22 protein-coding genes are annotated in these 23,449 nt (G+C 67.0%); 8 read left to right on the top strand and 14 right to left on the bottom strand.

Annotation, left to right across the window (positions count from 1 at the left end; all coding sequences use genetic code 11):
* The first annotated feature begins 85 nt into the window (after positions 1 to 85).
* Together hemB and DDZ14_RS07035 are read left to right on the top strand one after the other, a co-directional pair.
* Positions 86 to 1,087: a porphobilinogen synthase gene (gene hemB, locus DDZ14_RS07040; protein ID WP_109424242.1), complete on the top strand. Its 1,002-nt coding sequence runs from the start codon at positions 86 to 88 to the stop codon at positions 1,085 to 1,087.
* A gap of 118 nt (positions 1,088 to 1,205) precedes the next feature.
* Positions 1,206 to 1,766 (top strand): YSC84-related protein, encoded by a 561-nt coding sequence (locus DDZ14_RS07035; protein ID WP_109424241.1) that lies wholly within the window; start codon positions 1,206 to 1,208, stop codon positions 1,764 to 1,766.
* A 37-nt stretch (positions 1,767 to 1,803) separates the two neighbouring features.
* On the opposite strand, the gene DDZ14_RS07030 is transcribed toward DDZ14_RS07035, so the two are convergent.
* On the bottom strand, positions 1,804 to 2,679 hold the full coding sequence (locus tag DDZ14_RS07030) for an NAD(P)-dependent oxidoreductase (protein ID WP_109424298.1): 876 nt from the start codon (positions 2,677 to 2,679) through the stop codon (positions 1,804 to 1,806).
* Between the two features lie 90 nt (positions 2,680 to 2,769).
* On the opposite strand from DDZ14_RS07030, the gene DDZ14_RS07025 reads away from it, so the two are divergent.
* Positions 2,770 to 5,232, top strand: a complete 2,463-nt coding sequence (locus DDZ14_RS07025; protein WP_109424240.1) for a penicillin acylase family protein — start codon at positions 2,770 to 2,772, stop codon at positions 5,230 to 5,232.
* Positions 5,233 to 5,319: 87 nt separating this feature from the next.
* Positions 5,320 to 5,937: a protocatechuate 3,4-dioxygenase gene (locus DDZ14_RS07020; protein WP_109424239.1), complete on the top strand. Its 618-nt coding sequence runs from the start codon at positions 5,320 to 5,322 to the stop codon at positions 5,935 to 5,937.
* A 15-nt stretch (positions 5,938 to 5,952) separates the two neighbouring features.
* Here DDZ14_RS07020 and hflX read toward each other — a convergent pair whose 3' ends face one another.
* From hflX to dusB, 9 genes are all read right to left on the bottom strand, one after another.
* Complete coding sequence (hflX, locus tag DDZ14_RS07015; RefSeq protein ID WP_109424238.1) at positions 5,953 to 7,209, bottom strand: GTPase HflX; 1,257 nt, start codon at positions 7,207 to 7,209, stop codon at positions 5,953 to 5,955.
* 15 nt (positions 7,210 to 7,224) lie between these two features.
* Positions 7,225 to 7,464, bottom strand: coding sequence for an RNA chaperone Hfq (gene hfq / locus DDZ14_RS07010; RefSeq protein WP_109424237.1), 240 nt, complete (start codon positions 7,462 to 7,464; stop codon positions 7,225 to 7,227).
* A 143-nt stretch (positions 7,465 to 7,607) separates the two neighbouring features.
* A complete protein-coding gene (locus DDZ14_RS07005) occupies positions 7,608 to 9,119 on the bottom strand; it encodes a TrkH family potassium uptake protein (protein WP_109424236.1) in 1,512 nt (503 codons plus the stop codon).
* On the bottom strand, positions 9,119 to 10,495 hold the full coding sequence (gene trkA / locus DDZ14_RS07000; protein ID WP_109424235.1) for a Trk system potassium transporter TrkA: 1,377 nt from the start codon (positions 10,493 to 10,495) through the stop codon (positions 9,119 to 9,121). Before trkA ends, DDZ14_RS07005 begins: the two co-directional genes overlap by 1 nt.
* A gap of 64 nt (positions 10,496 to 10,559) precedes the next feature.
* The gene (locus DDZ14_RS06995) at positions 10,560 to 11,972 is read right to left on the bottom strand and encodes a sigma-54 dependent transcriptional regulator (RefSeq protein ID WP_109424234.1); all 1,413 of its coding nucleotides are present in this window, start codon (positions 11,970 to 11,972) and stop codon (positions 10,560 to 10,562) included.
* Between the two features lie 25 nt (positions 11,973 to 11,997).
* Positions 11,998 to 14,208, bottom strand: a complete 2,211-nt coding sequence (locus DDZ14_RS06990; protein WP_109424233.1) for a PAS domain-containing sensor histidine kinase — start codon at positions 14,206 to 14,208, stop codon at positions 11,998 to 12,000.
* Positions 14,209 to 14,339: 131 nt separating this feature from the next.
* Positions 14,340 to 15,701, bottom strand: coding sequence for a response regulator (locus DDZ14_RS06985; RefSeq protein ID WP_109424232.1), 1,362 nt, complete (start codon positions 15,699 to 15,701; stop codon positions 14,340 to 14,342).
* Positions 15,702 to 15,729: 28 nt separating this feature from the next.
* Positions 15,730 to 16,809 carry a nitrogen regulation protein NR(II) gene (locus DDZ14_RS06980; protein ID WP_109424231.1) on the bottom strand — a complete coding sequence of 360 codons (1,080 nt, stop codon included), beginning with the start codon at positions 16,807 to 16,809 and terminating at the stop codon, positions 15,730 to 15,732.
* Positions 16,806 to 17,786, bottom strand: coding sequence for a tRNA dihydrouridine synthase DusB (gene dusB, locus DDZ14_RS06975; protein ID WP_109424230.1), 981 nt, complete (start codon positions 17,784 to 17,786; stop codon positions 16,806 to 16,808). The genes DDZ14_RS06980 and dusB overlap by 4 nt, the downstream gene beginning before the upstream one ends.
* 105 nt (positions 17,787 to 17,891) lie before the next feature.
* On the opposite strand from dusB, the gene DDZ14_RS06970 reads away from it, so the two are divergent.
* From DDZ14_RS06970 to DDZ14_RS06955, 4 genes are all read left to right on the top strand, one after another.
* Entirely contained in the window at positions 17,892 to 19,055 is a 1,164-nt protein-coding gene (locus DDZ14_RS06970; protein ID WP_109424229.1) for a bifunctional 2-C-methyl-D-erythritol 4-phosphate cytidylyltransferase/2-C-methyl-D-erythritol 2,4-cyclodiphosphate synthase, read from the top strand.
* Positions 19,052 to 19,540 carry a phosphatidylglycerophosphatase A gene (locus DDZ14_RS06965; protein WP_109424228.1) on the top strand — a complete coding sequence of 163 codons (489 nt, stop codon included), beginning with the start codon at positions 19,052 to 19,054 and terminating at the stop codon, positions 19,538 to 19,540. The genes DDZ14_RS06970 and DDZ14_RS06965 overlap by 4 nt, the downstream gene beginning before the upstream one ends.
* Positions 19,537 to 20,022 (top strand): CinA family protein, encoded by a 486-nt coding sequence (locus DDZ14_RS06960; RefSeq protein WP_109424227.1) that lies wholly within the window; start codon positions 19,537 to 19,539, stop codon positions 20,020 to 20,022. Before DDZ14_RS06965 ends, DDZ14_RS06960 begins: the two co-directional genes overlap by 4 nt.
* 161 nt (positions 20,023 to 20,183) lie before the next feature.
* Positions 20,184 to 21,365, top strand: coding sequence for an ammonium transporter (locus tag DDZ14_RS06955; protein ID WP_109424226.1), 1,182 nt, complete (start codon positions 20,184 to 20,186; stop codon positions 21,363 to 21,365).
* 36 nt (positions 21,366 to 21,401) lie between these two features.
* Here the strand turns inward: DDZ14_RS06955 and DDZ14_RS06950 are convergent, their stop codons facing one another.
* The 4 genes from DDZ14_RS06950 to DDZ14_RS06935 all read right to left on the bottom strand — a co-directional run bounded on the left by DDZ14_RS06950 (position 21,402) and on the right by DDZ14_RS06935 (position 23,419).
* Complete coding sequence (locus tag DDZ14_RS06950) at positions 21,402 to 21,623, bottom strand: glutaredoxin domain-containing protein (protein ID WP_109424225.1); 222 nt, start codon at positions 21,621 to 21,623, stop codon at positions 21,402 to 21,404.
* Between the two features lie 90 nt (positions 21,624 to 21,713).
* On the bottom strand, positions 21,714 to 22,283 hold the full coding sequence (locus tag DDZ14_RS06945) for a carboxymuconolactone decarboxylase family protein (protein WP_158275472.1): 570 nt from the start codon (positions 22,281 to 22,283) through the stop codon (positions 21,714 to 21,716).
* Positions 22,284 to 22,341: 58 nt separating this feature from the next.
* The gene (locus DDZ14_RS06940) at positions 22,342 to 22,851 is read right to left on the bottom strand and encodes a TetR/AcrR family transcriptional regulator (protein ID WP_158275471.1); all 510 of its coding nucleotides are present in this window, start codon (positions 22,849 to 22,851) and stop codon (positions 22,342 to 22,344) included.
* Positions 22,852 to 22,960: 109 nt separating this feature from the next.
* Positions 22,961 to 23,419, bottom strand: coding sequence for a type II toxin-antitoxin system RatA family toxin (locus tag DDZ14_RS06935; RefSeq protein WP_109424222.1), 459 nt, complete (start codon positions 23,417 to 23,419; stop codon positions 22,961 to 22,963).
* Positions 23,420 to 23,449 lie beyond the last annotated feature (30 nt).

The raw sequence follows: 23,449 nt of genomic DNA, 5'->3' as shown, positions 1-23,449 counted from the left end.
CGTGAATCCCACCGCTTTCCGGCTTTCTTCTTGTGGCACCGCGCCCGGATGTGCAACTCAGTAAAAAACTGTCCGGAGGTTCAGCATGCAGCCCCTTTCCGCGCCCTTCCCCGCCACCCGGTTCCGGCGCCCGCGCCGCACGCCCGCGCTGCGCGCGCTCGTTGCGGAAACGGCGCTGGCGCCCTCGGACCTGATCTGGCCCGTCTTCCTGCGCGACGGCGAGGACCTGGCCGAGCCCGTGGCCTCCATGCCCGGTGTCGAACGGCTTTCGGTGGACCGGGCCGTGGCCGCGGCACGGCAGGCTGCCGCGCTGGGCATTCCGGTCGTGGCGCTCTTCCCCTATACCGATCCCGCCCTCAAGACCCCGGACGCGGCGGAGGCGTACAATCCCGAAAACCTCGTCAACCGGGCCACGCGCGCGATAAAGGCCGCCGTGCCGGATGTCGCGGTGATGCTCGACGTGGCGCTGGACCCCTATAACAGCGACGGCCATGACGGGCTGGTGCGCGACGGCGTGGTGCTCAACGACGAGACGCTGGAGGTGCTGGTCAAGCAGGCGCTCAGCCACGCCGAGGCCGGCGCCGACATCCTGGGGCCGTCGGATATGATGGACGGGCGCATCGGCGTGCTGAGAAGCGCGCTGGAGACGGCCGGACACCGCGACACCGTGATCATGTCCTATGCCGCGAAATACGCCTCGGCCTTCTACGGGCCGTTCCGCGATGCGGTGGGTGCAACGGGCGCGCTCAAGGGCGACAAGAAGACCTACCAGATGAACCCCGCCAATTCGGACGAGGCGCTGCGGCTTGTGGCGCGCGATCTCTCGGACGGCGCGGATATGGTGATGGTCAAGCCGGGGCTGCCCTATCTGGATATCTGCCGGCGCGTGAAGAATGCCTTCGGCGCGCCCACATTCGCCTATCAAGTCTCCGGCGAATACGCGATGATCGAGGCGGCGGCGCTGAACGGCTGGCTCGACGGAGAGCGCGCGATGCTCGAAAGCCTGGCGGGGTTCAAACGCGCCGGATGCGACGGCGTTCTGAGCTATTTCGCCCCGCGCGCCGCCAAGATCCTGCAGGGCGGCTGAAACCGGCGATAATTCGCTTGTGCCCCGTGCCGCTTCGTGGTGACAGGGCGGGATTGATACACTATAGTTTGTGACCAAAGTCTCGGAGCAACCGAGATGAGCGAAGAGGGCCTATATCATGAGCAGGACAAATCGCCGTCAATTCATCGCGGGCTCCCTGGCGGTTACCGCCACGACCGCAGCTTGCGGCAACGGCACGCGCACCAACAAGGGCGAGATCATCGACGCGCGGGTGCGCAACGCGCTGAACTTCATGTACACAGAAATTCCGGGCACGCAGGAGTTGCGCGACAAGTCGAGCGGCATGCTTGTCATGCCCCGCATCACCAAGGCCGGCTTCGGCATCGGAGGCGCCTATGGCGAGGGCGCGCTCTTGGTCGATGGCGTGACAGTGGACTATTACTCCACCGCGCAGGCGTCCTTCGGGTTGCAGATCGGGGCGCAGCAATTCGCCCATACGCTCTTCTTCATGACCCCGGCGGCGCTTGCCGATTTCCGGGGCTCCGACGGCTGGGCCGTAGGCGGCGACGTGGAATACGCGGTGCCCGATCAGGGCGGCAATATCGGGGTGGAGACAACGACCAGCCTGTCGCCCGTCATCGCGGTAGTCTACGGGCAATCGGGGCTGATCATCGGCGCGACGCTCAAGGGCAACAAATACACCCGCATCATCCGCTGACGGGCGGGCCTGAAGCCGCTTCGGTCCGCCTTCCGCCTCAACCCTCCACCGCGCGCAGACGGCGGATCAGGCTGGACGTGTCCCAGCGCCCGCCGCCCAGTTTCTGCACATCCTTGTAGAACTGGTCGACCAGTGCGGTGACCGGCAGGCTCGCGCCGTTGTTGTCGGCCTCGCCCAGGCAGATGCCCAGATCCTTGCGCATCCAGTCGACCGCGAAGCCGAACTCGAACTCGTCGTCGAGCATCGTCTCGTAACGGTTCGACATCTGCCAGCTACCCGCCGCGCCCTGGCTGATCACCTCGACCACGGCGCGCCCGTCCAGCCCGGCCTTCTCGGCGAAATGGAGCGCCTCGCTGAGGCCCTGAACCAGCCCGGCAATGGCGATCTGGTTGCACATCTTGGTCATCTGGCCCGCACCGCTGCCGCCGATCCGACGGCACATCTTGGCATAGGCGGCGATCACCGGCTCGGCGCGCGCATAGGCATCAACCTCGCCGCCGCACATCACCGAAAGCTGGCCGTTCTCCGCGCCCGCCTGCCCGCCCGAGATCGGGGCGTCCACGAAGCCCAATCCGGCCTCGGCGGCGAGCGCGGAAAGCTCGCGGGTGACATCGGCGGAGACGGTCGTGTGATCCACCAGGATCGTGCCTTTATCCATGCCCGAAAACACGCCGTCCGGCCCGGAGCAGACCGCGCGCAGGTCGTCGTCATTGCCCAAGCAGGTCATCACGAATTCGGCCCCGCTTGCGGCCTCGGCAGGCGTGGTCGCAGCAGCGCCCTTGTGTTCGCCGGTCCACTTTTCGGCCTTGGCGGCAGTGCGGTTGTAGACTGTCACATCATGGCCGGCGGCGGCCAGATGCCCCGCCATCGGATAGCCCATGACCCCAAGCCCCAGAAACGCGATTCTCGCCATGTCTTCCTCCCGGTCGTTCATCTGTTTGCGTGCGCAGGCGTTTCTCTCTAACTAACGGACCCACGCATGGGGTCAACGGGCACGAGTCGCATGGCACGAATCTTCATCTGGTTGCTGCGCCTCTTCGTCGGGCTGGCGGTGCTGGCCGGACTGGCCGCGGCGGTGCTCGCCTGGATGGCCTCGCGGTCCATTCCCGACTATTCCGCGCGCCATGTGGTCAGCGGCATCTCCGGTCCGGTGGAGATCGTGCGCGACAACCACAATGTTCCGCATATCTTCGGCGCGGGCGACCCGGACGTGTTCTTCGGGCTGGGTTTTGCCCATGCGCAGGATCGGCTCTGGCAGATGACAATGCTGCGGCGCACGGCGCAGGGACGCTTGTCCGAGCTTTTCGGCCGCCGGACGCTGAAGATCGACGAGTTGATGCGCAGGCTGGACCTCTACCGGCTGGCGCAGGCTTCGGTCGAGGCGCAGGACGCCGCCACAAGCGCCGCGCTGGAGAGCTATGCGGCCGGCGTCAACGCCTGGCTGACGCGCGTCAATGCCGAGGCCCTGGGCCGCGGCGCGCCGGAATTTTTCCTCTTTTCCAACCAGATCGCCCCCTGGCAGCCCGCCGACAGCCTGGCGGTGCTCAAGCTGATGGCGGTGCGGCTTTCGACGCATCTGGAGGAGGAGGTGCTGCGCGCCCGCGTGGGCCTCGCGCTCTCGCCCGAGCGGCTGCGCGACATCCTGCCCGACGCGCCGGGTGACGGCGTTGCTGCGCTGCCGGAATATGCGGCGCTCTTCCCCGGTCTCGAGCGGCAGGCCAGCGCCGCCGGGACTGCGCCGGCCGATCCGCTCGACCCGTTCCCGCGGCGCGGCTTCGCGGGCGCCTCCAACGCCTGGGCGGCGGCGCCGGGCCGGTCGGCGGCGGGCGGCACGCTGCTGGCCAACGACCCGCATCTGGGGCTGAGCGCGCCCACGATCTGGTATCTGGCGCGGCTGGAGCTGACATCGGGCGGGGTGATCGGCGGGTCGATCCCCGGCGTACCGCTGATCCTGACGGGGCGCAGCGCGGCCCTCGGCTGGGGAATGACCTCCTCCTATCTCGACGATCAGGATCTCTTCATCGAGAAACTCAACCCGGACCGGCGCGATGAATATCTGACGCCGGACGGCTACACCCCCTTCACCACCCGCAAGTCGCTGATCGAGGTGAAGGACGAGGCGCCCATCACGATCACCCTGCGCTGGACGGAAAATGGTCCGGTCCTGCCCCCCGGCCAGTACGATCTGGGCAAGGTCACGCCGGCGGGCCATATCGCATCGCTGGGCTGGACCATGCTGACGCCCGACGACACGTCCATGACGGCGGGCATCCGGCTGATGAAGTCCGGCTCGGTGCCGGAGGCGATCGAGGCCGGATCGCTGCATGTCGCGCCGTCGCTCAACGTGACGCTCGCCGACCACGAGAGCGTGGCCCTGCAACTCATCGGCGCGATGCCCGAACGCCTGCCCGGCCATCAGAGCCTGGGCCGCTTGCCCGCGCCTGGCTGGAAGACGCAGAACCGCTGGCAAGGCACCCTGCCCTATGCCGTCAACCCGCGCTTCGCGCGGCCAGCAGGGGGCATCGTGGGCAACACCAACAACAAGATCATCGACCGCAGCTTCCCGCTTCATGTGAGCTATGACTGGGGCGACACGCAGCGCATCCAGCGCTGGCGGCGGCTGATGCAGAACCGCGAGGTGCATACGCGGGAAAGCTTCATCGAGGCGCAGCTCGACACCGTCTCCTTCACCGCCCGCGCGCTGCTGCCCCTGATGGCCCGCGACCTGTGGTACAGCGGCGAGCCCGCCCCGAAAGGCACGCCCGAGCGCCAGCGCCAGGATGCGCTCCGGCTTCTGGCCGACTGGAACGGCGAGATGAACGAGCATCTGCCCGAACCGCTGATCTTCGCGGCCTGGCTCAGGACACTCCAGGACCGGCTGGCGCGCGACGAACTGGGGCCGCTCGCCGATGCCTTCACCCATCCCGACCCAATTTTTGTCGAACGTGTCTTTCGCGATGTCGAGGGCGCTGCCGTCTGGTGCGACGTGATCCAGTCCACGCAGGAGGAGACCTGCGCGGACGTCTCGCGGCTGGCGCTGGATGAGGCGCTGCTCTGGCTCGCGGAACGCTATGGCCCGGCGATCGAGAGCTGGCGCTGGGGCGATGTCCATGTCGCGCGCCACGACCACGCGGTACTGGGCGAATTGCCGCTCCTGCGCTGGTTCGTGAATATCCGTCAGTCCACGAGCGGCGGCGACAACACGCTGCAACGCGGGCTGACGGCGGGCAGCGGCGACAACCCCTTCGCCAATGTCCATGCCGGCGGTTATCGCGGCGTCTACGATTTCGCCGATCCCGACAGCTCGGTCTTCGTCACCGCCACCGGCCAGTCGGGGCATTTCCTGTCGCGCCATTACGACGACCTGGGGGAGCTGTGGCGGCGGGGTGAATATATCCCGATGTCGCTCGACCCGGCGCTGGCGCGGGCCGCGGCGGTGGGCATCACCCGGCTGGAGCCGCGCTGAGCCTCATGGAGTTGTGATCGGCCAGAGCCATCGACCGGGTGCGCGACCGTGCTATGTTGTCCGCAGAACTGCCAGAGACCACGGATCATGGCGAACCGAAGCAGACGTTTCATCCTCTCGCGCGCCGCCGGTGCGGCGGCGATCTCGCTGATACCCGCGCGGCTCGCCGCGGCCACGCGCACGCCCGAGGCCACCGAGGGCCCATTCTACCCGCCCCCCGCGATGCAGCTGCGCGACACCGACAACAACCTGGTGCGCGTCGCAGGCGCGGTGCGCGCGGCCGGCGGCGAGGTGGTGCGGCTGGCGGGCCGTGTTCTTGACCGGCGCGGGCGGCCCGTTTCCGGCGCGCGGGTGGAGATATGGCAATGCGACGTGAACGGGCGCTACCTGCACCGCCGCGACCGTGGCGGGCGGATGCGCGACGCCGCATTCCAGGGCTTCGGGCAGATGGTCACCGGCGCCGACGGCGCCTATGTCTTCACCACGATCAAACCCGTGCCCTATCCCGGCCGCACGCCGCACATCCATGTCAAGCTCTTCGCCGGGGACCAGGTCGTCACCACGCAGTTCTACATCGCGGACGACCCGCGCAACCGGGCCGACGGGATCTACCGCCGCCTCACGCCCGCCGAGCGCGAGGCCGTGGCGATGCGTTTCGAGATGCGCGACGGGCTGCCCGAGGCGCGGGTCGACCTTCGGCTCTGAGGCGCGGGTGACGGCTCAGAGCCTGGCGAAACGCCGGGCCTGCGCCTCGGTCCATTCGACGTCGAGCCGTGTGCCTTCGTCGGTCTGTTCCTCGGAGGTGATGACGCCCTGCTCGTAGAGCCAGGCGCGCTTGCGTCCCTCGCCGAAGCCCAGATGCAACACCGCCCGGCTGACGGGTTCGGCCAGCGCCCGGTCCACGCCGTCGAGCAGCGCCGCAATGCCCTCGCCCGTGACCGCCGAGGCGGTGAAGACCTGCGGATCGCGCGCCGCCGCGGTTTCCAGCGCCTGGCGTCGCTCCGGCGCGACCAGATCGATCTTGTTCCACAACTCGATCATCCCCTCCGCGCTGTCGCGGTCGATGCCCAGCGTATCGAGAATGTCGCGCACATCCTGGGCCTGCGCGTCCGATTCGGAGTGCTTGATGTCGCGCACATGCAGGATCAGATCGGCATCCAGCACCTCCTCCAGCGTGGCGCGGAAGGCTGCGACGAGCTGCGTCGGCAGATCCGAGATGAACCCCACCGTGTCCGACAGGATCACCTCGCGCCCGGAAGGCAGCGTGATTGCCCGCATCGTGGGGTCGAGCGTGGCGAAGAGCATGTCGCGGGCCATCACGCCCGCCCCGGTCAGCCGGTTGAAAAGGGTGGACTTGCCCGCGTTGGTGTAGCCCACCAGCGCGACCACCGGATAGGGCACCTTCTTGCGCGCCGCGCGGTGCAGGCCGCGCGTCCTGGCAACCTTGGCCAGCTGGCGGCGAATACGAATGATCGCGTCGTTGAGCGCCCTGCGGTCGGCCTCGATCTGGGTTTCGCCGGGGCCGCCGATGAAACCCAGCCCGCCGCGCTGCCGTTCCAGGTGGGTCCAGGACCGCACCAGCCGGGTCTTCTGGTACTCCAGCGCCGCCAGATCGACCTGAAGCACACCCTCGCGGGTGCGCGCGCGATCCGCGAATATCTCCAGGATAAGCCCGGTGCGGTCCAGGATCTTGACCTTCCAGGCGCGTTCCAGGTTGCGCTGCTGCACGGGCGTCACCGGCCCGTCGATCAGCACCAGCCCGACATCGGCCTCCTCGAAGCGCGCGCGCAACTCCTCGATCTTGCCCTTGCCGAAGAGCAGGCCGGGCCGCGGCGATTGCAGGGATACGCTGTCGCTGCCCGCGATCTCGATATCGTCGAGGGCCGCGGCCAGCGCCACGGCCTCGTCAAGCGCATGGGCGGCATTCCGGCGGCCGGGATCGTTGCGGATATCCGGGTGGATAACGTAGGCGCGCACGGTCAGCGCCCGGACCTACTGGTCGTCGTCGCCATCGTAAAGGTTGATCGGCTGCGAGGGCATCACCGTGGAAATCGCGTGCTTGTAGACGAGCTGCGATTGCCCGTCGCGGCGCAGGAGCACGCAGAAATTGTCGAACCAGGTGATGACGCCCTGAAGTTTCACACCATTGATCAGGAAAATCGTCACTGGAATCTTGGTCTTGCGGACATTGTTGAGGAAAGCGTCCTGCAAACTCTGCTTATCAGCGGCCATTCTTCGTTGCCTTTACTTCACGGGAACTGCCCTGCCTGTGCAGCGCATTCTTTTTGTCGTTCCGGAAGAATATGGATGGCAGGCGGGAGGATTTCCACCCGAATCGCCCGTCTAATTTGGCAATTGTGTCGCAGTTGCGCCACTCAGCGCCAGAAATCCGGGTTCAGAAGCGCAATGATCGCCAAAGTTTCCATGCGCCCCAGGATCATCGCGGCGCACATCACCAGCTTGCCTGCCGCGTTCAGATCGCCGTAGCTGAGCGGCGTCTCCGCTGCCACCGAGGCGAGCGGCCCTGTGGTGCTGAGCGCGGCGATGGAAAAGGTCAGCGACTCCTCGAATGAGACGCCGGTCAGCGACAGCGCGATCATCACCAGCGCCACCGACATCATGAAAAGCATGAAGAAAATCCAGGCGATATGCGCGCCCTCGCGGCGGATGCGCCGGGCGTGGATGCCCGCGCCGCCGACCGAGGACGAATACACCAGCTTCTCCATCTCGCGCAGCCCGTGCTTGTAGAGCGCATGGACCCGCAGCAGCTTGATCCCTCCCGCCGTTGTAGCAACACCACCGCCCATCAGCGCCAGGCCCATCAGGATCAGCCCCGGCGTTTGCAGACCCGACCAATCGCGCGCCGCCGCCCAGTCGGCGCTGGCGAACCCCGTCGTGGTCATGAAGGACATGACGGTGAAGAGCCCGCCCCAGAGCGCATGGGCCACGGCGCCCAGGCTTTCCTGCTCCTCCACCTCGAGCGCGCCCAGCCAGTGGCGCAGCACCAGCGCCAGGGGCAGTACGCCGAGACAGATCAGCGCAAGCTGGAATTCCCGGTCGTCCCGAAGCCGGGTGAGCGTGCGCGGACCGAGCCGGTTGCTGAAGGTCGCGCGCGAGACCGCGAAGAAGAGGAAGAAGAAGATCAGGAACTCGCCACCCAGCCCTGCGGAGCCGCCCGAAGGCCCTCCGGCCGGCGATATCCCGGAGGTGGAAATCGTGGACATCGCGTGGATCAGCGCCATGAGCGAACCCTCGCCCAGGATCAGCAGTCCGATCCAGAGCAGCAGCGTCAGCGTCAGGTAGACCGGAAATAGCTCGCGCGCGTATCGGACCAGCCGCTCGGAGGCGTCCGCCACCCGGATGCGCGCCATGCCCTGCGCGGCTTTGCCGGTCTTCATCGAGGCGAAGACCTCGAAGCCGCCCAGGTTGAGCGGCTCCATGATGGCAATGGCACTCAGCCAGAAGAGGAACCCGCCCAGCCAGGCCACCAGCCCCTTCCACAGATGCAGGCTGGGATTGAGCCGCTCGGGCGCGTCGAAGACGCTCGCCCCCGTCGTGGTCAGGCTGGAGACCATCTCGAAATAGAGGTTCAGGAAATGCGTGTCGCGCACCAGTTCCGACATCGGCAGCGCCAGGAAGACCGGCAGCACCACCAGCCCGCCCAGAAGCGCCAGCAGGTGGCTGCCGGCGGAAACGCGGGGGTCGTAATTGGCCGAGGCCAACCCGACGATCAGGCAGAGAAAGAGCAGGAGCGTAGCGAAATAGAAGAACACGCGCGCGGTGTCGTAATCGCCGCGCACGAAGCCGTGGGCGGCGGGGATGTACATGGCCAGCACGCCCACCAGAGCCAGGATCAGGAAGAGTGGAAGCTGAAGGATCCGGTCCATCAGAAGAAGTCGATCGAGACCTGAAGCAGCCGTTCCACCTCGGCCACGTCCGCCGCCATCGCGAAGAGCACGATCACGTCGCCCTCCTCGATCCGGGTCTTGCCGGTGGGCCGCATGACCTTGCCGCGGCGCATCATCGCGCCCACCAGCACGCCTTCGGGGAAGGGAATGTCGCGGATCGCCTGCCCCGAGATCGGCGAGGTCGAGAGCACCTGCGCCTCGATCACCTCGGCCTCGGCGTCGCCGATGGAATAGACCGCACGCACACGCCCGTGGCGGATATGGCGCAGGATCGACGACACGGTGGTCGTGCGCGGGTTGATGAAGGCGTCAATATTGAGCGGCTCCATGAGCGAGGTGAGCGTGGGATCGTTGATCAGGCTGATTGCCAGCGGACAGCCCGCCGCCTTGGCGCGAACGGCGGCGATCAGGTTGGTCTTGTCGTCGTCCGTGACCGCCAGCACCGCGTCGGCACGGCTGATATTGGCCTCTTCCAGCAATTCCATATCCAGCCCGTCGCCGTTCAGCACGATCGTCCGTTCCAGCGCGTCGGCGGCGAACTCGGCCACCGTCCGGTCGCGCTCGATCACGCGGGCGCGCACCCGGTCGGGCCGGACCTCCAGCCGCTTGGCGACGGTCAGCCCCACATTGCCGCCACCGATGATGATGATGCGTTCCTGCTTGCGGCTGGCCTTGCCGAAGATCTCCAGCGTGCGGCCCAGATCGTCGATATGCGTGCAGACATAGACCTGATCGCCGGCAAAGAGTTGATCGCCCGGTTCGGGCGTGAAAAGCGTGCCCTCGCGTCGCACCCCCACCACGATGGCCAGCAGCGTGGAGAAGAGTTCCGAGAGCTGACGCAGCGGCGTCTTGACCACTGGGCAGTCATCTTCCAGCACAATGCCGATGAGTTGGACCTTGCCCTCAAGGAAGTTCTCGGTGTCGAAGGTGGCGGGCGCGGCCAGGCGCTGCAAGGCGGCCTCGGCCACCTCGCGCTCGGGGCTGATCACCACGTCGATGGGCAGGTGGTCCCGCCGATAGAGATCGGAATAGATCGCGTTGAGATAGCTTTCCGAGCGCAGACGGGCGATCTTGCGGGGCACCGCGAAGATCGAATGGGCGACCTGGCAGGTGACCATGTTCACTTCGTCCGAATAGGTCGCCGCGATGATCATGTCGGCGTCGCGCGCGCCGGCGCGTTCCAGGATGTCGGGATAGGAGGCAAAGCCGGCGATGCCCTGCACATCCAGGCTGTCGGAGGCGCGGCGCACCAGTTCGGGGTTGTTGTCCACCACGGTAACGTCGTTGCGTTCCGACGACAGGTGCCGCGCGATCTGCCAGCCGACCTGACCGGCCCCACAAATGATGACCTTCATCGCGGTCTCCTGCCAGCGATCCCGGCTCTGTCTAAGCAGACGCTGCCGGAACGGTCAACGGGGATCACGCGTCCTCGGAGGAGTTGCCCTCGACCCGCGCGATGCGCGCGCCGGCCTTGTTGGAGGTCACGACCCCCAGCGATTTCAGCTTGCGGTGCAGGGCCGAGCGCTCCATCCCGACGAAGCTCGCGGTGCGGGAGATGTTTCCGCCGAAGCGGTTGATCTGGGTCAACAGGTATTCGCGTTCGAACAGCTCGCGGGCCTCGCGCAGCGGCAGCGTCGCGACGGAGCCGTTGAGCGCGAGACCCCCGCCCTCCTCGGGAGCGCCTTCGCCGGCGGGCAGCTCGCGCGCGCCGATCTCGTCGCTGGTGTCGCCCAGGATCAGCACCCGCTCGATCACATTCTTGAGCTGACGCACATTGCCCGGCCAGTGCATGGTCTGCATCAGCGCCTCAGCCTCGCTGGTGAAACTGCGCATCGGCAGCCCCTGTACGCGGTGGAATTCGTCGATGAAATGCCGCGCAAGCTCGGGGATGTCCTCGCGCCGCTCTTCCAGCGACGGCACTTCGATCGGCACCACGTTGAGCCGGTGATAAAGCTCCTCGCGCATCCGCCCGGCGGCGATCTCGGCCTGAAGGTCGCGGTTGGTCGAGGCGATCACGCGGTTGTCCACCCGGACATTGTCGGCCCCGCCCACGCGCTGGAACTGATGCTCCACCAGCACCCGCAGGATCTTCGACTGGGTGCCAAGCGGCATGTCCGCAACCTCGTCGAAGAAGATCACCCCGCCATGCGCCTGTTCCAGCAGGCCCGGCTCGATCCCGCGCTCGGGCGTTTCGCGGCCGAAAAGCACCTCCTCCATCCGTTCCGGCGCGATGGAGGCGCAGTTGACCGACACGAACGGTCCGCCGGAGCGCGCGGAATTGGAATGGATGTAACGCGCTGCGACCTCCTTGCCGGCTCCGGGCGGGCCGCTGAGCATCACGCGGCCGTTCGATTTCGTCACCTTGTCGAGCTGGCACTTGAGCGCCTTGAACGCAGCCGATGAGCCGATCATGTCCGACGATATGACATCGCGGCGCTTGAGTTCCATGTTCTCGCGCCGCAGCCGCGAGGCTTCCATCGCGCGGCCGATCACGACCATCAACTGGTCGATATTGAAGGGCTTTTCGATGAAGTCATAGGCGCCCTGCTTGATCGCGGCGACGGCGATCTCGATATTGCCGTGACCGGAGATGATGACAACCGGAATGTCCGGGTTGTCGCGCTTGGCGGTCTTGAGGATGTCGATCCCGTCCATCCGGCTGTCCTTGAGCCAGATATCCAGAACGATCAGCGCCGGCGCGTCGGCGTTGATCTCCCGCATGCATTCGTCGGAATTCGCCGCGAGCCGCGTGGTGTAGCCCTCGTCCCGCAGGATGTCCGAGACCAGTTCGCGAATGTCGCGCTCATCATCGACAATCAGAATATCGCCCATATCTGCCTTCCTCGTTCCGGCCGTATCAGGCCACTTGTCGTCCGCCCTCGTTCTGGGTCTGCGCCCAGGCGAGCGGCAATGTCACTTTGGCCATCGCCCCGTGATGGGCGTGGCCTTCGACTACCGGCGCATCCGCCAGTTCCAGCGTCCCGCCATGCTCCTCGATGATCTTCTTGACGATGGACAGTCCCAGCCCGGTGCCCTTTTCCCGCGTGGTCACGTATGGCTCGAAAAGCTGCGCGCGGTTCTCGGGCAGTCCGATGCCGTTGTCCGAGATGGTGATCTCCACATCGTCGCCGTCCTGGACGAGCGCGACACGGATCTCCCCCGTAATGCTTTCGCCCGACGCTTCCGTATAGGAGTCAATGGCTTCCCCGGCGTTCTTTATCAAATTCGTCAACGCCTGCCCAATCATCGTCTCGTCCAGCTCCGCGGTCAGCGGCCCATCAGGGCAGTCCAGCGTGATACGCACCTCCGGCAACGCGCTTTCCTGCAAGAGCACCGCGTCGCGCAGGATGCGGATCAGGTCATGCTCGCGGCGCTCGGGTTCGGGCATCCGCGCGAAGCGGGAGAACTCGTCGACGATGCGCCGCAGGTCGTTGGTCTGCCGGATGATGACATCCGTGTATTGCTCCAGCACGCCCGCCTCCTCCCCCGCGATGGGGCCGAACTTGCGCTTCAGGCGCTCGGCCGATAGCTGGATCGGCGTCAGCGGGTTCTTGATTTCATGGGCGATGCGCCGCGCCACGTCGCCCCAGGCGGCCATGCGCTGCGCGCTGACCAGATCGGTGACGTCGTCGAAGGCGACCACGTAGCCCTCCAGCCGGCCGTCGCCCGCGCGCCGCGTCGCCACGCGCACGAGCAGCCGTTCGGCCTTGCCCCCGCGGGTCATGCGGATCTCTTCCTGCGCGACCTCGCGGCGGCTTTCCACGAGATTTTCGTAGAGCGCACCGAACTCGGGCACCGCGGCCTGGACCGGACCCAGATCGCCCTGCCCGTCCTCCAGCGCCAGCAGGCGGTGGGCCGAACGGTTCATGAACTCGATCCGGCCCGCCGAATCGAGCCCGATCACCCCTGCTGTCACGCTGGCGAGCACGCTGTCAAAAAGCCGCCGCCGCCGGTCGGTCTGGCGGTGGCTGTCGAGCAGCGCGTCGCGCTGGCCCTTGAGCTGGCGGGTCATCTGGTTGAAGAGCCGGCCCAGCATCGCGATCTCGTCGTCGCCGTCGGCTACCCGTACCTGCACATCGAGATCACCCGCGCCGACGCGCTGCGCGGCTCCGGCCAGCCGGCCCACCGGCCGCGCCAGACGTTCGGCGAACCACAGGCCCAGCCAGATCGCCGCGAGGATCAGGATCACCGCGAATCCCAGGTAGAGCAAGCCGAACTCGAAAAGCAGCCGGCCGCGCTCGCTCTCGAGCTGGTGGTAAAGCCGCACCGTCGCCTGCGTGTCGTCCAGCAGCCCCAGGATATGGCCGTCCACGTTACGCGAAACGTAGAGGAACCGGTCCACCCAGCCGTCCAGCGGGATCAGCGCGCGAAACTCGTTATTGTCCCAGTCCTCCAGAACGACAGCGCCCTCGGCGCGGGCCTCGGTCAATTCATCCGGGCTGGGCTGTTCGTAGTTGAAGAGATAGCTGCGCTCGCCGCGCGCCTTCAACTCGCCGCCGCCATCAATGACATAGGCCTCGCGCAGGCCGCGCTGGATCTGTGCCTGTCCCTGGGTCAGCAATTGCCGCAACTCGCCGTCGGAAAGCAGCCTTGTCGAGCGTTTGGCGCGTTCCAGGAAATTGGCGAGCGCGGTGGCGTCCTCGATCAGGTCGTCGCGGTTTTCCTGCTCGTAAGCCTCTGCTGCGGCCACCGAATTTCCGAGCGCGTCGCGCACCCGGTCTGAAAACCAGCCTTCGATCCCGAAATTCACCGTCAGAACCGCGAAGACCGCGACCAGAACCGTGGGGATCAGCGCGACGATCGCGAAGACGCCGGTCAGGCGCAGGTGCAGCCGCGATCCGGCCGAACGCGCCCGGCGCGCGGCGACCATCTGCGCCACGCGCTGCAGCACCAGCGCCGCGATGACCAGCACATAGACCAGATCGGCCAGCAGCACCGTGCGCAGGCTGGAGGCATTGGCGCCCGGATCGAAGACGCTGAGCACCAGGAACGTGGTCAGGGCCAGTGCGGGCCCCAACAGCACGAGGCCAAGCGTCAAGGCGTTCTGGACCCGACGCTCCTTGCGCATTCGGTTGAGCCGGCTCCACGAAAGAATTCTGCCTGCGGGGCTGTTCACACCACCCTCATGTCGCGCCTGCCACGCCTGACGGAGCCCGGCTTCGCCGCCGGGTCCAATCGGCCACTGTTACTGTTGCCAATCTACATCAACTTGCGGCGGCGTGTCACGCGGATATCAAGCTCTGTAATCTTTTTGCGCAAGGTATTGCGGTTGATGCCCAGCAGATCGGCACATTTGGCCTGATTTCCGCCTGTTGCATCCAGGGCGATCTCAATCAGGGGAAACTCAACCTCGCGCAGAATGCGCTGGTAGAGCCCCGGTGGCGGCAACACGCCGCCATGCAGATCGAAATAGCGTTTCAGGTGGGCGGCGACGGAGGACGAGAGCTTGTCGCCCTCGCCGGCGCTTCCCACGGGTTCCATCGCCGGCTGGTTGGCCAGAACCGACTCGGCGTCCCCGGCTGATATCTCGCTCTCCGGGCTGGTGATCGCCAGCCTGCGGATCGTGTTCTCAAGCTGGCGCACGTTGCCGGGCCAGCTATAGGCGCGCAGGTGCTTGGCCGCGCCCTCCGACAGATGCCTGACGGAGAAACCCTCGCGCGCGATCCGGGCCAGGAAATGCTCGGCCAGGAGCGGGATGTCATCCACCCTCTCGCGCAGCGCTGGCACGTCGAGCGTGATGCCCCCCAGGCGGTAGAAGAGATCCTGCCGGAAGGCGCCCGCATCCATCCGCGCAGAGAGATCCTGCTGCGTCGTGGCCATCACCCGCGGCGCGGTGTCGCTGAACCCGTCCAGCATCCGGGTGATGCGAAGCTGCGCCTCGGCGTCGAAATCGCCCACCTCGTCGAAGAGAATGGTGCCGCCGCGCGCCCGCGCCACCAGCGCAGAGGGGCCGTCCATGCCCGCCAGATCGGCGGCGGACGCCGTGACGAAGGGCTGTGCGCGCCGGTCGCTGAAATCGTGAATCGTGCGCGCAATCAGTGACTTGCCGGTGCCGCTTTCACCAGAAATCAGGACCGGAAGATCGGCGTTCATCACCCGCGCCACCAGCCGGTAGAGCGCCTGCATCTGCGGCGTGCGGCCCACCAGCGGCAACTCGCTGGCCTCCTGCGCGGCCTCGTCGGGCGCGGGACGCTGGCGCCGGGTCTGCAAGGCACGCGCGGCGCGTTTCATCAGATTCGGCAGGTCGAAGGGTTTCGGCAGGTAGTCCCAGGCATCGGCCTCCTCCGCCTGGATCGCCGTCATGATGGTGTTCTGGGCCGAGATCACGATCACCGGCATGCCGGGGCGCTCCGCGCCGATCTTGGGCAACATGTCCAGCCCGTTACCATCGGGCATCATGACATCGGTGATCACCAGATCGCCCTTGCCCTCGCCGATCCAGCGCATCAGCGTCACCAGCGAGGATGTCGCGTGAACCTTGCAGCCCGCCCGCGTCAGGGCCTGGGTCAGAACCGTGCGGATCGTGCGGTCGTCGTCAGCGACCAGAACCGTGCCATCCATCAGATTTGTTCCTTTTTGGTCAACGGCTTCATTGTGCTTCTTCACCTTTCGGCGCAACCGGGAGAGAGACCCGGAACACGGTACGGCCCGGCACCGAATCGACGGCAATCCAGCCGTCATGGTCCGAGACGATCTTCGAGACCAGCGCCAGCCCCAGTCCGGTGCCATTCTCGCGGCCCGACACGAAAGGCTCGAACACTTCGCCCGCGATCTCGGGCGGCAGGCCCGGCCCGTCGTCGATCACCTCCACCTGAAGCGGCACTGCGCCGGCGCTGCCATCGGGTTTGCGCAACCGCAGCCGGTGCTCATAGAAGCTGCGCAGGGTGATCGTGCCGCCCTCCGGCCCGGCGGCCTCAGCGGCGTTCTTCAGCAGGTTCTGGAACACCTGCTGTAGCTGGTCCGCATCGCCCCATGTGGGCGGCAGTGAAGGGTCGTAATCCTCGCGGATATCCATATCCGCGGCCACGCCCACGGCGGCGGATTTGCGCGCCCGGTCCAGGATGTCGTGAAGATTGACCACGCGCCGGTCCGGCGGACGCAGGTTGCCGAATTGCTCCACCTGCTCGAGCAGGCCGAGGATGCGCCGCGCCTCGGCCACGATAAGGTCCGTCATTTCAATGCCGTCGCCGCTCAGGCTCATGCTGAGGAGTTGGGCCGCCCCGGTGATGCCCGCCAGCGGGTTCTTGATCTCGTGGGCCAGCATCTCGGCCATGCCGATCGCCGATTTGGCCGCCGACTTGACCCCCATCGCGCGGCCCAGGCGCCCGGCCACCTCGCGCGGCTCCAGAAGCAGCAGCACCCGGCCCGACCGGTCGGCCATCGGGGCGATCTGCATGTTGCAAAGCTGCGGCGCACGCGCGCCGGTGCCGATATCCACGTCATTGAGAAAGAGTGCCGCATGCCCCTCGCGCACCCGCGCGAAGCTCTCCTCGATCGGCGCGTCGACCATCAGGCGGTCCCAGACCGGCGCGTCGAGCAGCGCCCGCGCCGGCGCGTTGAAGAACGCCTCGGCGGCCGGGTTCATCGCCATGATGCGGTCGTCGCGCGCGACGATCAGCGCGGGAACCGGCAGCGAGGCCCAGATCGTATCTTCCGAAAGCCCGTTCATGCCGCAACCCGCCCGTCCGTCAGCGTCCGCCGCAACGCGTTGAGTGCCGCGCCGGGTTCGGTCGCGGTCAGCACGGCGCGGCGCAGGGCCGGAACAGCGCCGGCTCCATCCATGTACCAGCCCAGATGCTTGCGCGCGACGCGCAGGCCCAGATCGCGCCGGTAGAAGGACAGCATGGCCTCGTAATGTTCCACGGCCATGTCCGCCAGCGCCGGGCCGCGCGGGATCTCGGGCGCGGGATGCCCGTGCAGCGCCGCGGCGATCTGTGCCAGCAGCCAGGGCCGCCCCTGCGCGCCGCGCCCCACCATCACCCCGTCCGCGCCCGAGGCCGCACGTGCCGCGCGCGCCGCGTCCGGGCCAGTGATGTCGCCATTGGCCACGACCGGGATGCTCACGGCTGCGCGCACCGCGCGGATCGCGGCCCAGTCGGCCCGCCCCTTGTAGAACTGGCAGCGTGTGCGCCCGTGCACCGTGATCATCCGCACGCCCGCGCTCTGCGCCCAGGCGGCGATCTGCGGCGCGTTGAGCGAGTTTCCGTCCCATCCCAGCCGCATCTTCAGCGTCACCGGCACGCGCACAGCGCCCACCACCGCCTCGATCAGACGCAGCGCGTGCTCGGGATCGCGCATCAGCGCCGAGCCCGACAGGCCCGAAGTCACCTTCTTGGCCGGGCAGCCCATGTTGATGTCGATGATCCGAGCGCCCTGCGCTTCGGCCATGCGGGCGGCCTCGGCCATCCAGTGCGCCTCGCGCCCGGCAAGCTGCACTGCGGTGTGTTCGTCGCCGAATCCCAACTCGGCGCGGGCGCGGACAGACGGTTTCGCTTCCACCATTTCCTGTGAGGCCACCATTTCCGAGACGACAAGCCCCGCGCCGAAGCGCGCGACCAGCTTTCGGAAGGGAAGATCGGTAATTCCGGCCATCGGGGCCAGAAATACGGGCGGGTCCAGCGGCGTATCTGCCAATAGAATGGTCAAATGCCCAATCCTTGTGCGTTCGTGGCGATTTCCTAACCCGATTCCGTCTGCCGCACAATGCGGCACGGCGTTGCCCCGCGTCGCGTTCGTCCCTAGAGAAGACGGATGACCACCGAGCCCCCCTCGCCCCGTCCGCGCATCGCCGCGGTGATCGTCGCCGCCGGACGCGGGGTGCGCGCCGGTGCGGGGCTGCCCAAGCAGTACCGGCCGATCCGGGGCAAGGCGGTGCTGGCGCATACGCTGGGCGCGCTCCGCAGCCATCCCTTGATCTCCGAGATCGTGATGGTCCTGGGGCCGGAGGATGACGGGCTCTTCGCCGCGCATGTCGGTGGGGAGGTGCGGACCGTCACCGGGGGTCCGACCCGTGCTGCCTCGGTCCGCGCGGGTCTGGAGGCGCTGGCGGGCCGTGGCGTGGACCTTGTGCTGATCCATGACGCGGCGCGCCCGCTGCTGCCTCATGTGGTCATCGACCGGGTGCTGGTGGCGCTGACGGAGACCCCGGCCGCCGCCCCGGCGCTGGCAGTGACGGATGCGCTCTGGCGCGGGGCAGAGGGCCGCGTGACCGGCGTGGAGCCGCGCGAGGGCCTTTTTCGTGCGCAGACGCCGCAGGGTTTCCATTTCGAGGCCATTCTGGCCGCCCACCGTGCCCATGCGGGCGAGGCCGCCGACGATGTGGCGGTGGCGCGCGCCGCCGGTCTTGACGTGGCTATCGTCGAGGGCGATGAGGCCAATATGAAGATCACCGGCCCCGACGATTTCGCGCGGGCTGAACGGCTGATGGGGGGCGCGATGGATCTGCGGCTGGGACATGGCTATGACGTGCATCGCTTCGGGCCGGGCGATCACGTGATGCTTTGCGGCGTGGCGGTGCCGCACGGGCGCGCGCTTCAGGGCCATTCCGACGCGGATGTGGCGATGCACGCGATCACGGATGCGCTTTACGGAGCGCTGGCCGAGGGCGATATCGGCCGCCACTTCCCGCCGAGCGACCCGAAGTGGAAGGGCGCGGAGAGCCATGTCTTCCTGCGCCATGCGGTGGACCTCGCGGCCCGGCGCGGCTTCGCCATCAACAACATCGATTGCACGATCATCTGCGAGACGCCCAGGATCGGCCCCCATGCCGAAGCGATGCGCGCCCGGCTGGCCGAGATCACGGGGCTGGAGGCCGGACGTATCTCGGTTAAGGCCACCACCTCGGAACGGCTGGGCTTCACCGGGCGCGAGGAAGGCATCGCCGCCACCGCCACCGCCGCGCTGGTGCATGCATGAGCCGGCTTGTCGCGACCTTCTTCTATGTCGGGCATCTGCGCCCCGCGCCGGGCACATGGGGCTCGCTCGCCGCATTGCCCGCGGCCTGGGTGCTGCATGGTTTGGGCGGCTTCCCGCTGCTGCTGCTGGCCACGCTCGCGGTGCTGCCGCTGGGCTGGTGGGCGACCGAGGCATGGACCCGCGGCAAGGCCGATCACGACCCGTCCGAGGTGGTGATCGACGAGGTTGCCGGACAATGGATCGCGCTGCTGCCGGTCTCCGCCGGGGCCTGGCACACGGGCGCCGAGGTGACGCAGCTCTGGCCCGGCATCCTGGGCGCCTTCCTCTTCTTCCGGCTCTTCGACATCACCAAATGGGGGCCCGTGGGCCGCGCCGACCGGCGTGCCGACGCGCTGGGGGTGATGCTTGACGACGTGATCGCTGGTATCATGGCCGCCATCGTCGTGGCCGTCCTAGCCGCGCTGGCGCATGGGGTGCTGTTGTGACACAAGCTCTGGCCCGCGATCTTCTGGAAACCGCCCGCACGAAGGGGTTGATGGTGGCGACCGCGGAAAGCTGCACCGGCGGCATGATCGCCGCTGCGATCACCGATATCGCCGGCAGTTCGGACATCTTCGAGCGCGGCTTCGTGACCTATTCCAACATTGCCAAAGTCGAGATGCTGGGCGTTTCGGGCGAGACGCTCTCGGGGCATGGCGCGGTCTCCGAGGCGGTCGCGCGCGAGATGGCCGAAGGCGCGCTGGCGCGCTCGGCCGCGCAACTCGCCGTGGCGGTCACCGGCATCGCGGGCCCCGGCGGGTCCGACGACAAGCCCGAGGGCCGGGTCTGCTTCGCCCTCGCCCGCGACGGGGCGGCCATCTTCTCGGAAACCCGCGATTTCGGCCCGCTGGGTCGGGCCAAGGTGCGCGAAGCGACGGTGCTCCACGCACTCACCCGACTGCTGGAGGGCGCCCACGCGGCGTCCTGAAACTGCCTTCACCATAGCCGCAGCCGCCCCATAGCGCACAATTTTCAGGCAAACGCCGATTTGCACCCCGCTCTGCCCAATCTTCGGGCAATCTTCGCTTGCGCCCCCGTTCGCTCCCCGCTTCCTCGGCCCAACGCAGGAAACAACGGGAGGAGAGGCCGATGAACGGGGCAGATACTGCATGGATCATCGTGGCCACCGCGCTGGTGCTGTTCATGACATTGCCGGGACTGGCGCTTTTCTATGGCGGGCTGGTGCGCTCGCGCAACGTGCTGTCGGTCTTCATGCAATGCTACGCCATCGCCTGCCTTATGAGTGTGCTCTGGCTGGCGCTCGGCTATTCCATCGCCTTCGGGCCGGCCGACAGCGGGATTTGGGGCGGGCTTGGCAAGGCCTTCCTGGCCGGTGTCACCGCCGAGAGCCTGTCGGGAACGCTGCCCGAAGTGCTCTTCTTCGCCTTCCAGATGACCTTTGCCATCATCACGCCGGCGCTGATCGTGGGGGCCTATGTCGAGCGCGTGGGCTTCGGGTTCGTGATGCTCTTCTCGGGACTCTGGATGCTGTTTTGCTATGCACCGGTGGTGCACTGGATATGGGGTGGCGGCATGATGGCCGATGGCGGCATCTTCGGTGCGACCGGGGTGCGGGACTTCGCCGGCGGCGTCGTCGTGCACGAGACCGCGGGGCTTGCCGCGCTGGTGCTGGCGGTGATGCTGGGCGCGCGGCGCGACAAGACCAAGCCGCCGCACAATCCCGGCTACGTGATGATCGGCGCGGCGATGCTCTGGGTCGGCTGGTTCGGCTTCAACGGCGGCTCGCAACTGGCCGCCGATGGTGGCGCGGCGATGGCGCTGACCGTCACGCATATCTCGGCTGCCACCGCCTCGCTAAGTTGGGCGCTGTGGGAAAAGATCAAATACGGCAAGGCGTCGCTTGTGGGGATCGTGACCGGCACCATCGCCGGGCTGGCGTCGATCACGCCCGCGTCGGGCTTCGTCGGCCCGCTGGAGGCGCTGGCGATCGGCGGCGTGGCGGGCATCCTCTGCCAGGAAGCGGTGAACCTGATCAAGTTCAGGCTCAAGATCGACGACACGCTCGATGTTTTCGCCGTGCATGGCGTGGGCGGCATTTTCGGCACCCTCATGATCGCCGTCTTCGGTCAGGGCGCCTGGGCGGCGCAACTGGGCGGGCTCGCCGTCGTGGGCGTCTTCACGGTGGTCATGACGGTGCTTGTCGCCAGGCTGGCGGGGCTCGTGACCCCGATGCGTGTCGATCCCGAGGCGGAGGTGACGGGACTCGACCTGACCGCGCATGGCGAGCGGGCCTACGAGTTCACCTCCTGATCCGGGCAGCGGCGCGTGTTCTGCGCGCCGCGCCCCCTAGCCCAGGCGTATCTCCAGATCCTCGAAGCCGCCGATATGGGCGCCGTCGATGAATATCTGCGGTATAGCCTTCTGCCGCGGCAGGCGCTCGGCGAACTCGGCGCGCACCGCCGGATCGCTCATGTCGCGTTCGCGGAAGTCCAGGCCCCTGCGGGTCAGCAGCGCCTTGGCGCGCTCGCAATATCCGCAGCCCGGACCGGTAAAAATCTCGATCTGCATGGGCTTCCTCCTTTCCGCCGGGCCGGGATCAGCCTGCGCGCATCCCGGCCCGGCACCGGCTTTCCGTGAGTGGTGTGGTCCGGCCGGTCTTCAGTGCTTGATGGTCAGTTGCGGGGTCACGCCTTCGAACATCGGCTCCAGTTCCACGCCGAGCGCGTCGCCGAATTTCGACACCGCGATATAGGTGGTGATGACGAAGGCAGCATCGACGATCTCGGCATCGGTCCAATGGGCGTGGAGCCGGTCCCAGAGCGTTTTGGAGACACGGTTCGCGTCCTCCCCGATCTGCACACAGAAATCCAGCAGCGCCTTCTCGCCTTCGGTGAAATGCGGGCTGTCGCGGTACTTCGTGCCGTCGAGATCGGCAATCTTCTCGGCCGGGATGCCCAGCATGTCGCAGAGCCGTTCGTACTGCACCACGCAATACTGGCAGTCGTTGCCTTGCGTAGCCTTGAGGATCAGCAGCTCCTTGGTGTTCCAGTCGATCACCCCGTCCTTGAGGATCGCCATGATCGTGTCGGTGAAGACCCGCCCGTATTCGGGCTGGTGGCCGAAGACCTTGAAGATGTTGAGCAGCGCCTGAAAGCGCTCCTCGGCCGCATCGTAGAATTGCAGCGTCTTCGGACCTGCCTGGTCGCGTTCCACATAGGATACCGTCATCTGTCTATCTCCCTTTTGCTTGCGTTTGACCGTTCGTTCCAAATCAGTGAAATTTTTTTTACCCAAGCATTTCCGCCACCTGGGCCGAGACGGCCTCCCGCGTCGATTGCGGCGCGCCCGCGCGGGTGAGAACCCGAAGCCCCAGAAAAAGACCCAGAAGTGCCTGCACCGTGGCGCGCGTTCCGGTGCCGGTTTCCAGTGCCTCCAGTCGGTCGGCGAAGAACCCCTCGACCCCGGCCAGCGCCTCGTTGACCACGGCGCGCACCTCCGCGTCATGTGGCGAGACCTCCAGCGCGGTGTTGACCAGCAGGCATCCCGGCGGCGTGTCGTCGGGGCTGCGCGCGGCGGCGGCGAAGGCCGCGAGGATCGCCTCGCGCGGCGGGTTCTCGCGCGCGAGACGCGCCAGAAACTCCTCACGCTGGACCCGGTCGTAATGGCGCAGCGCGGTCAGGAAGAGCGTGCGCTTGTCGGTGAAGCCGCTGTAGAGGCTGCCGCGGTTGATCCCCGTCGCGGCGACCAGATCCGCGACAGACGTGCCGCCATAGCCCTGCGCCCAGAAGGCCCGCATGGCGCGCTCCACGACGTCCCGGTCATCATATGTCTTTTCCCAAGGCATGGCGGAAGAATACAGATTCGGAACGCTTGTTCAAATGGAAAAAGCGGTATCCGCCCTGATGTCACTCCGAGGGGCGGCCATAGAGCGCCTCGGCGCGTTTCTCGAAGGCGGCCACGATGCGCTGCATCGCCTCGTTGAAGACCACGCCGATCAGCGCCTGAAGCGTGCGCGAGCGGAATTCGAAGTCGACGAAGAAATCCACCTCGCAACCGCCCTCGGGCCGGTCGGTGAAATGCCAGTGGTTGTTGAGATACCGGAACGGCCCGTCCAGGTATTCCACGTCGATCATCGTGCGCGCGGGGCGCAGCGTGACGCGGCTGCCGAAGCGTTCGCGGAAGACCTTGAAGGAGATCACCAGGTCGGCATCCAGGATCTCGCCCTCCTCGAAGGGGCGGCGGCCGCGGATGCGCGCGGCGGCGCACCAGGGCAGGAACTCGGAATAACGGCCGACATCCGCGACAAGGTCGTACATCTGCTGCGCGGAATACGGCAGCTTGCGTTTTTCGCCATGTGTCGGCATGCGCCCCGCCCTTTGCCCCTTACAAATGCG

Source organism: Maritimibacter sp. 55A14 (genome assembly GCF_003122205.1).
Lineage (GTDB): Bacteria > Pseudomonadota > Alphaproteobacteria > Rhodobacterales > Rhodobacteraceae > QEYE01.
The sequence above is the reverse complement of the archived record's forward strand: the minus strand, read 5'-3'. Positions and strand labels throughout refer to the sequence as shown.

Excerpts from the sequence above, each read along its gene's own strand:
- hemB (WP_109424242.1), top strand. The coding sequence starts at position 86 with ATGCAGCCCCTTTCCGCGCCCTTCCCCGCCACCCGGTTCCGGCGCCCG.
- DDZ14_RS07035 (WP_109424241.1), top strand. The coding sequence starts at position 1,206 with ATGAGCAGGACAAATCGCCGTCAATTCATCGCGGGCTCCCTGGCGGTT.
- DDZ14_RS07030 (WP_109424298.1), bottom strand. The coding sequence starts at position 2,679 with ATGGCGAGAATCGCGTTTCTGGGGCTTGGGGTCATGGGCTATCCGATG.
- DDZ14_RS07025 (WP_109424240.1), top strand. The coding sequence starts at position 2,770 with ATGGCACGAATCTTCATCTGGTTGCTGCGCCTCTTCGTCGGGCTGGCG.
- DDZ14_RS07020 (WP_109424239.1), top strand. The coding sequence starts at position 5,320 with ATGGCGAACCGAAGCAGACGTTTCATCCTCTCGCGCGCCGCCGGTGCG.
- hfq (WP_109424237.1), bottom strand. The coding sequence starts at position 7,464 with ATGGCCGCTGATAAGCAGAGTTTGCAGGACGCTTTCCTCAACAATGTC.
- DDZ14_RS07005 (WP_109424236.1), bottom strand. The coding sequence starts at position 9,119 with ATGGACCGGATCCTTCAGCTTCCACTCTTCCTGATCCTGGCTCTGGTG.
- trkA (WP_109424235.1), bottom strand. The coding sequence starts at position 10,495 with ATGAAGGTCATCATTTGTGGGGCCGGTCAGGTCGGCTGGCAGATCGCG.
- DDZ14_RS06995 (WP_109424234.1), bottom strand. The coding sequence starts at position 11,972 with ATGGGCGATATTCTGATTGTCGATGATGAGCGCGACATTCGCGAACTG.
- DDZ14_RS06990 (WP_109424233.1), bottom strand. The coding sequence starts at position 14,208 with ATGCGCAAGGAGCGTCGGGTCCAGAACGCCTTGACGCTTGGCCTCGTG.
- DDZ14_RS06985 (WP_109424232.1), bottom strand. The coding sequence starts at position 15,701 with ATGGATGGCACGGTTCTGGTCGCTGACGACGACCGCACGATCCGCACG.
- DDZ14_RS06980 (WP_109424231.1), bottom strand. The coding sequence starts at position 16,809 with ATGAACGGGCTTTCGGAAGATACGATCTGGGCCTCGCTGCCGGTTCCC.
- DDZ14_RS06970 (WP_109424229.1), top strand. The coding sequence starts at position 17,892 with ATGACCACCGAGCCCCCCTCGCCCCGTCCGCGCATCGCCGCGGTGATC.
- DDZ14_RS06965 (WP_109424228.1), top strand. The coding sequence starts at position 19,052 with ATGAGCCGGCTTGTCGCGACCTTCTTCTATGTCGGGCATCTGCGCCCC.
- DDZ14_RS06955 (WP_109424226.1), top strand. The coding sequence starts at position 20,184 with ATGAACGGGGCAGATACTGCATGGATCATCGTGGCCACCGCGCTGGTG.
- DDZ14_RS06950 (WP_109424225.1), bottom strand. The coding sequence starts at position 21,623 with ATGCAGATCGAGATTTTTACCGGTCCGGGCTGCGGATATTGCGAGCGC.
- DDZ14_RS06945 (WP_158275472.1), bottom strand. The coding sequence starts at position 22,283 with ATGACGGTATCCTATGTGGAACGCGACCAGGCAGGTCCGAAGACGCTG.
- DDZ14_RS06940 (WP_158275471.1), bottom strand. The coding sequence starts at position 22,851 with ATGCGGGCCTTCTGGGCGCAGGGCTATGGCGGCACGTCTGTCGCGGAT.
- DDZ14_RS06935 (WP_109424222.1), bottom strand. The coding sequence starts at position 23,419 with ATGCCGACACATGGCGAAAAACGCAAGCTGCCGTATTCCGCGCAGCAG.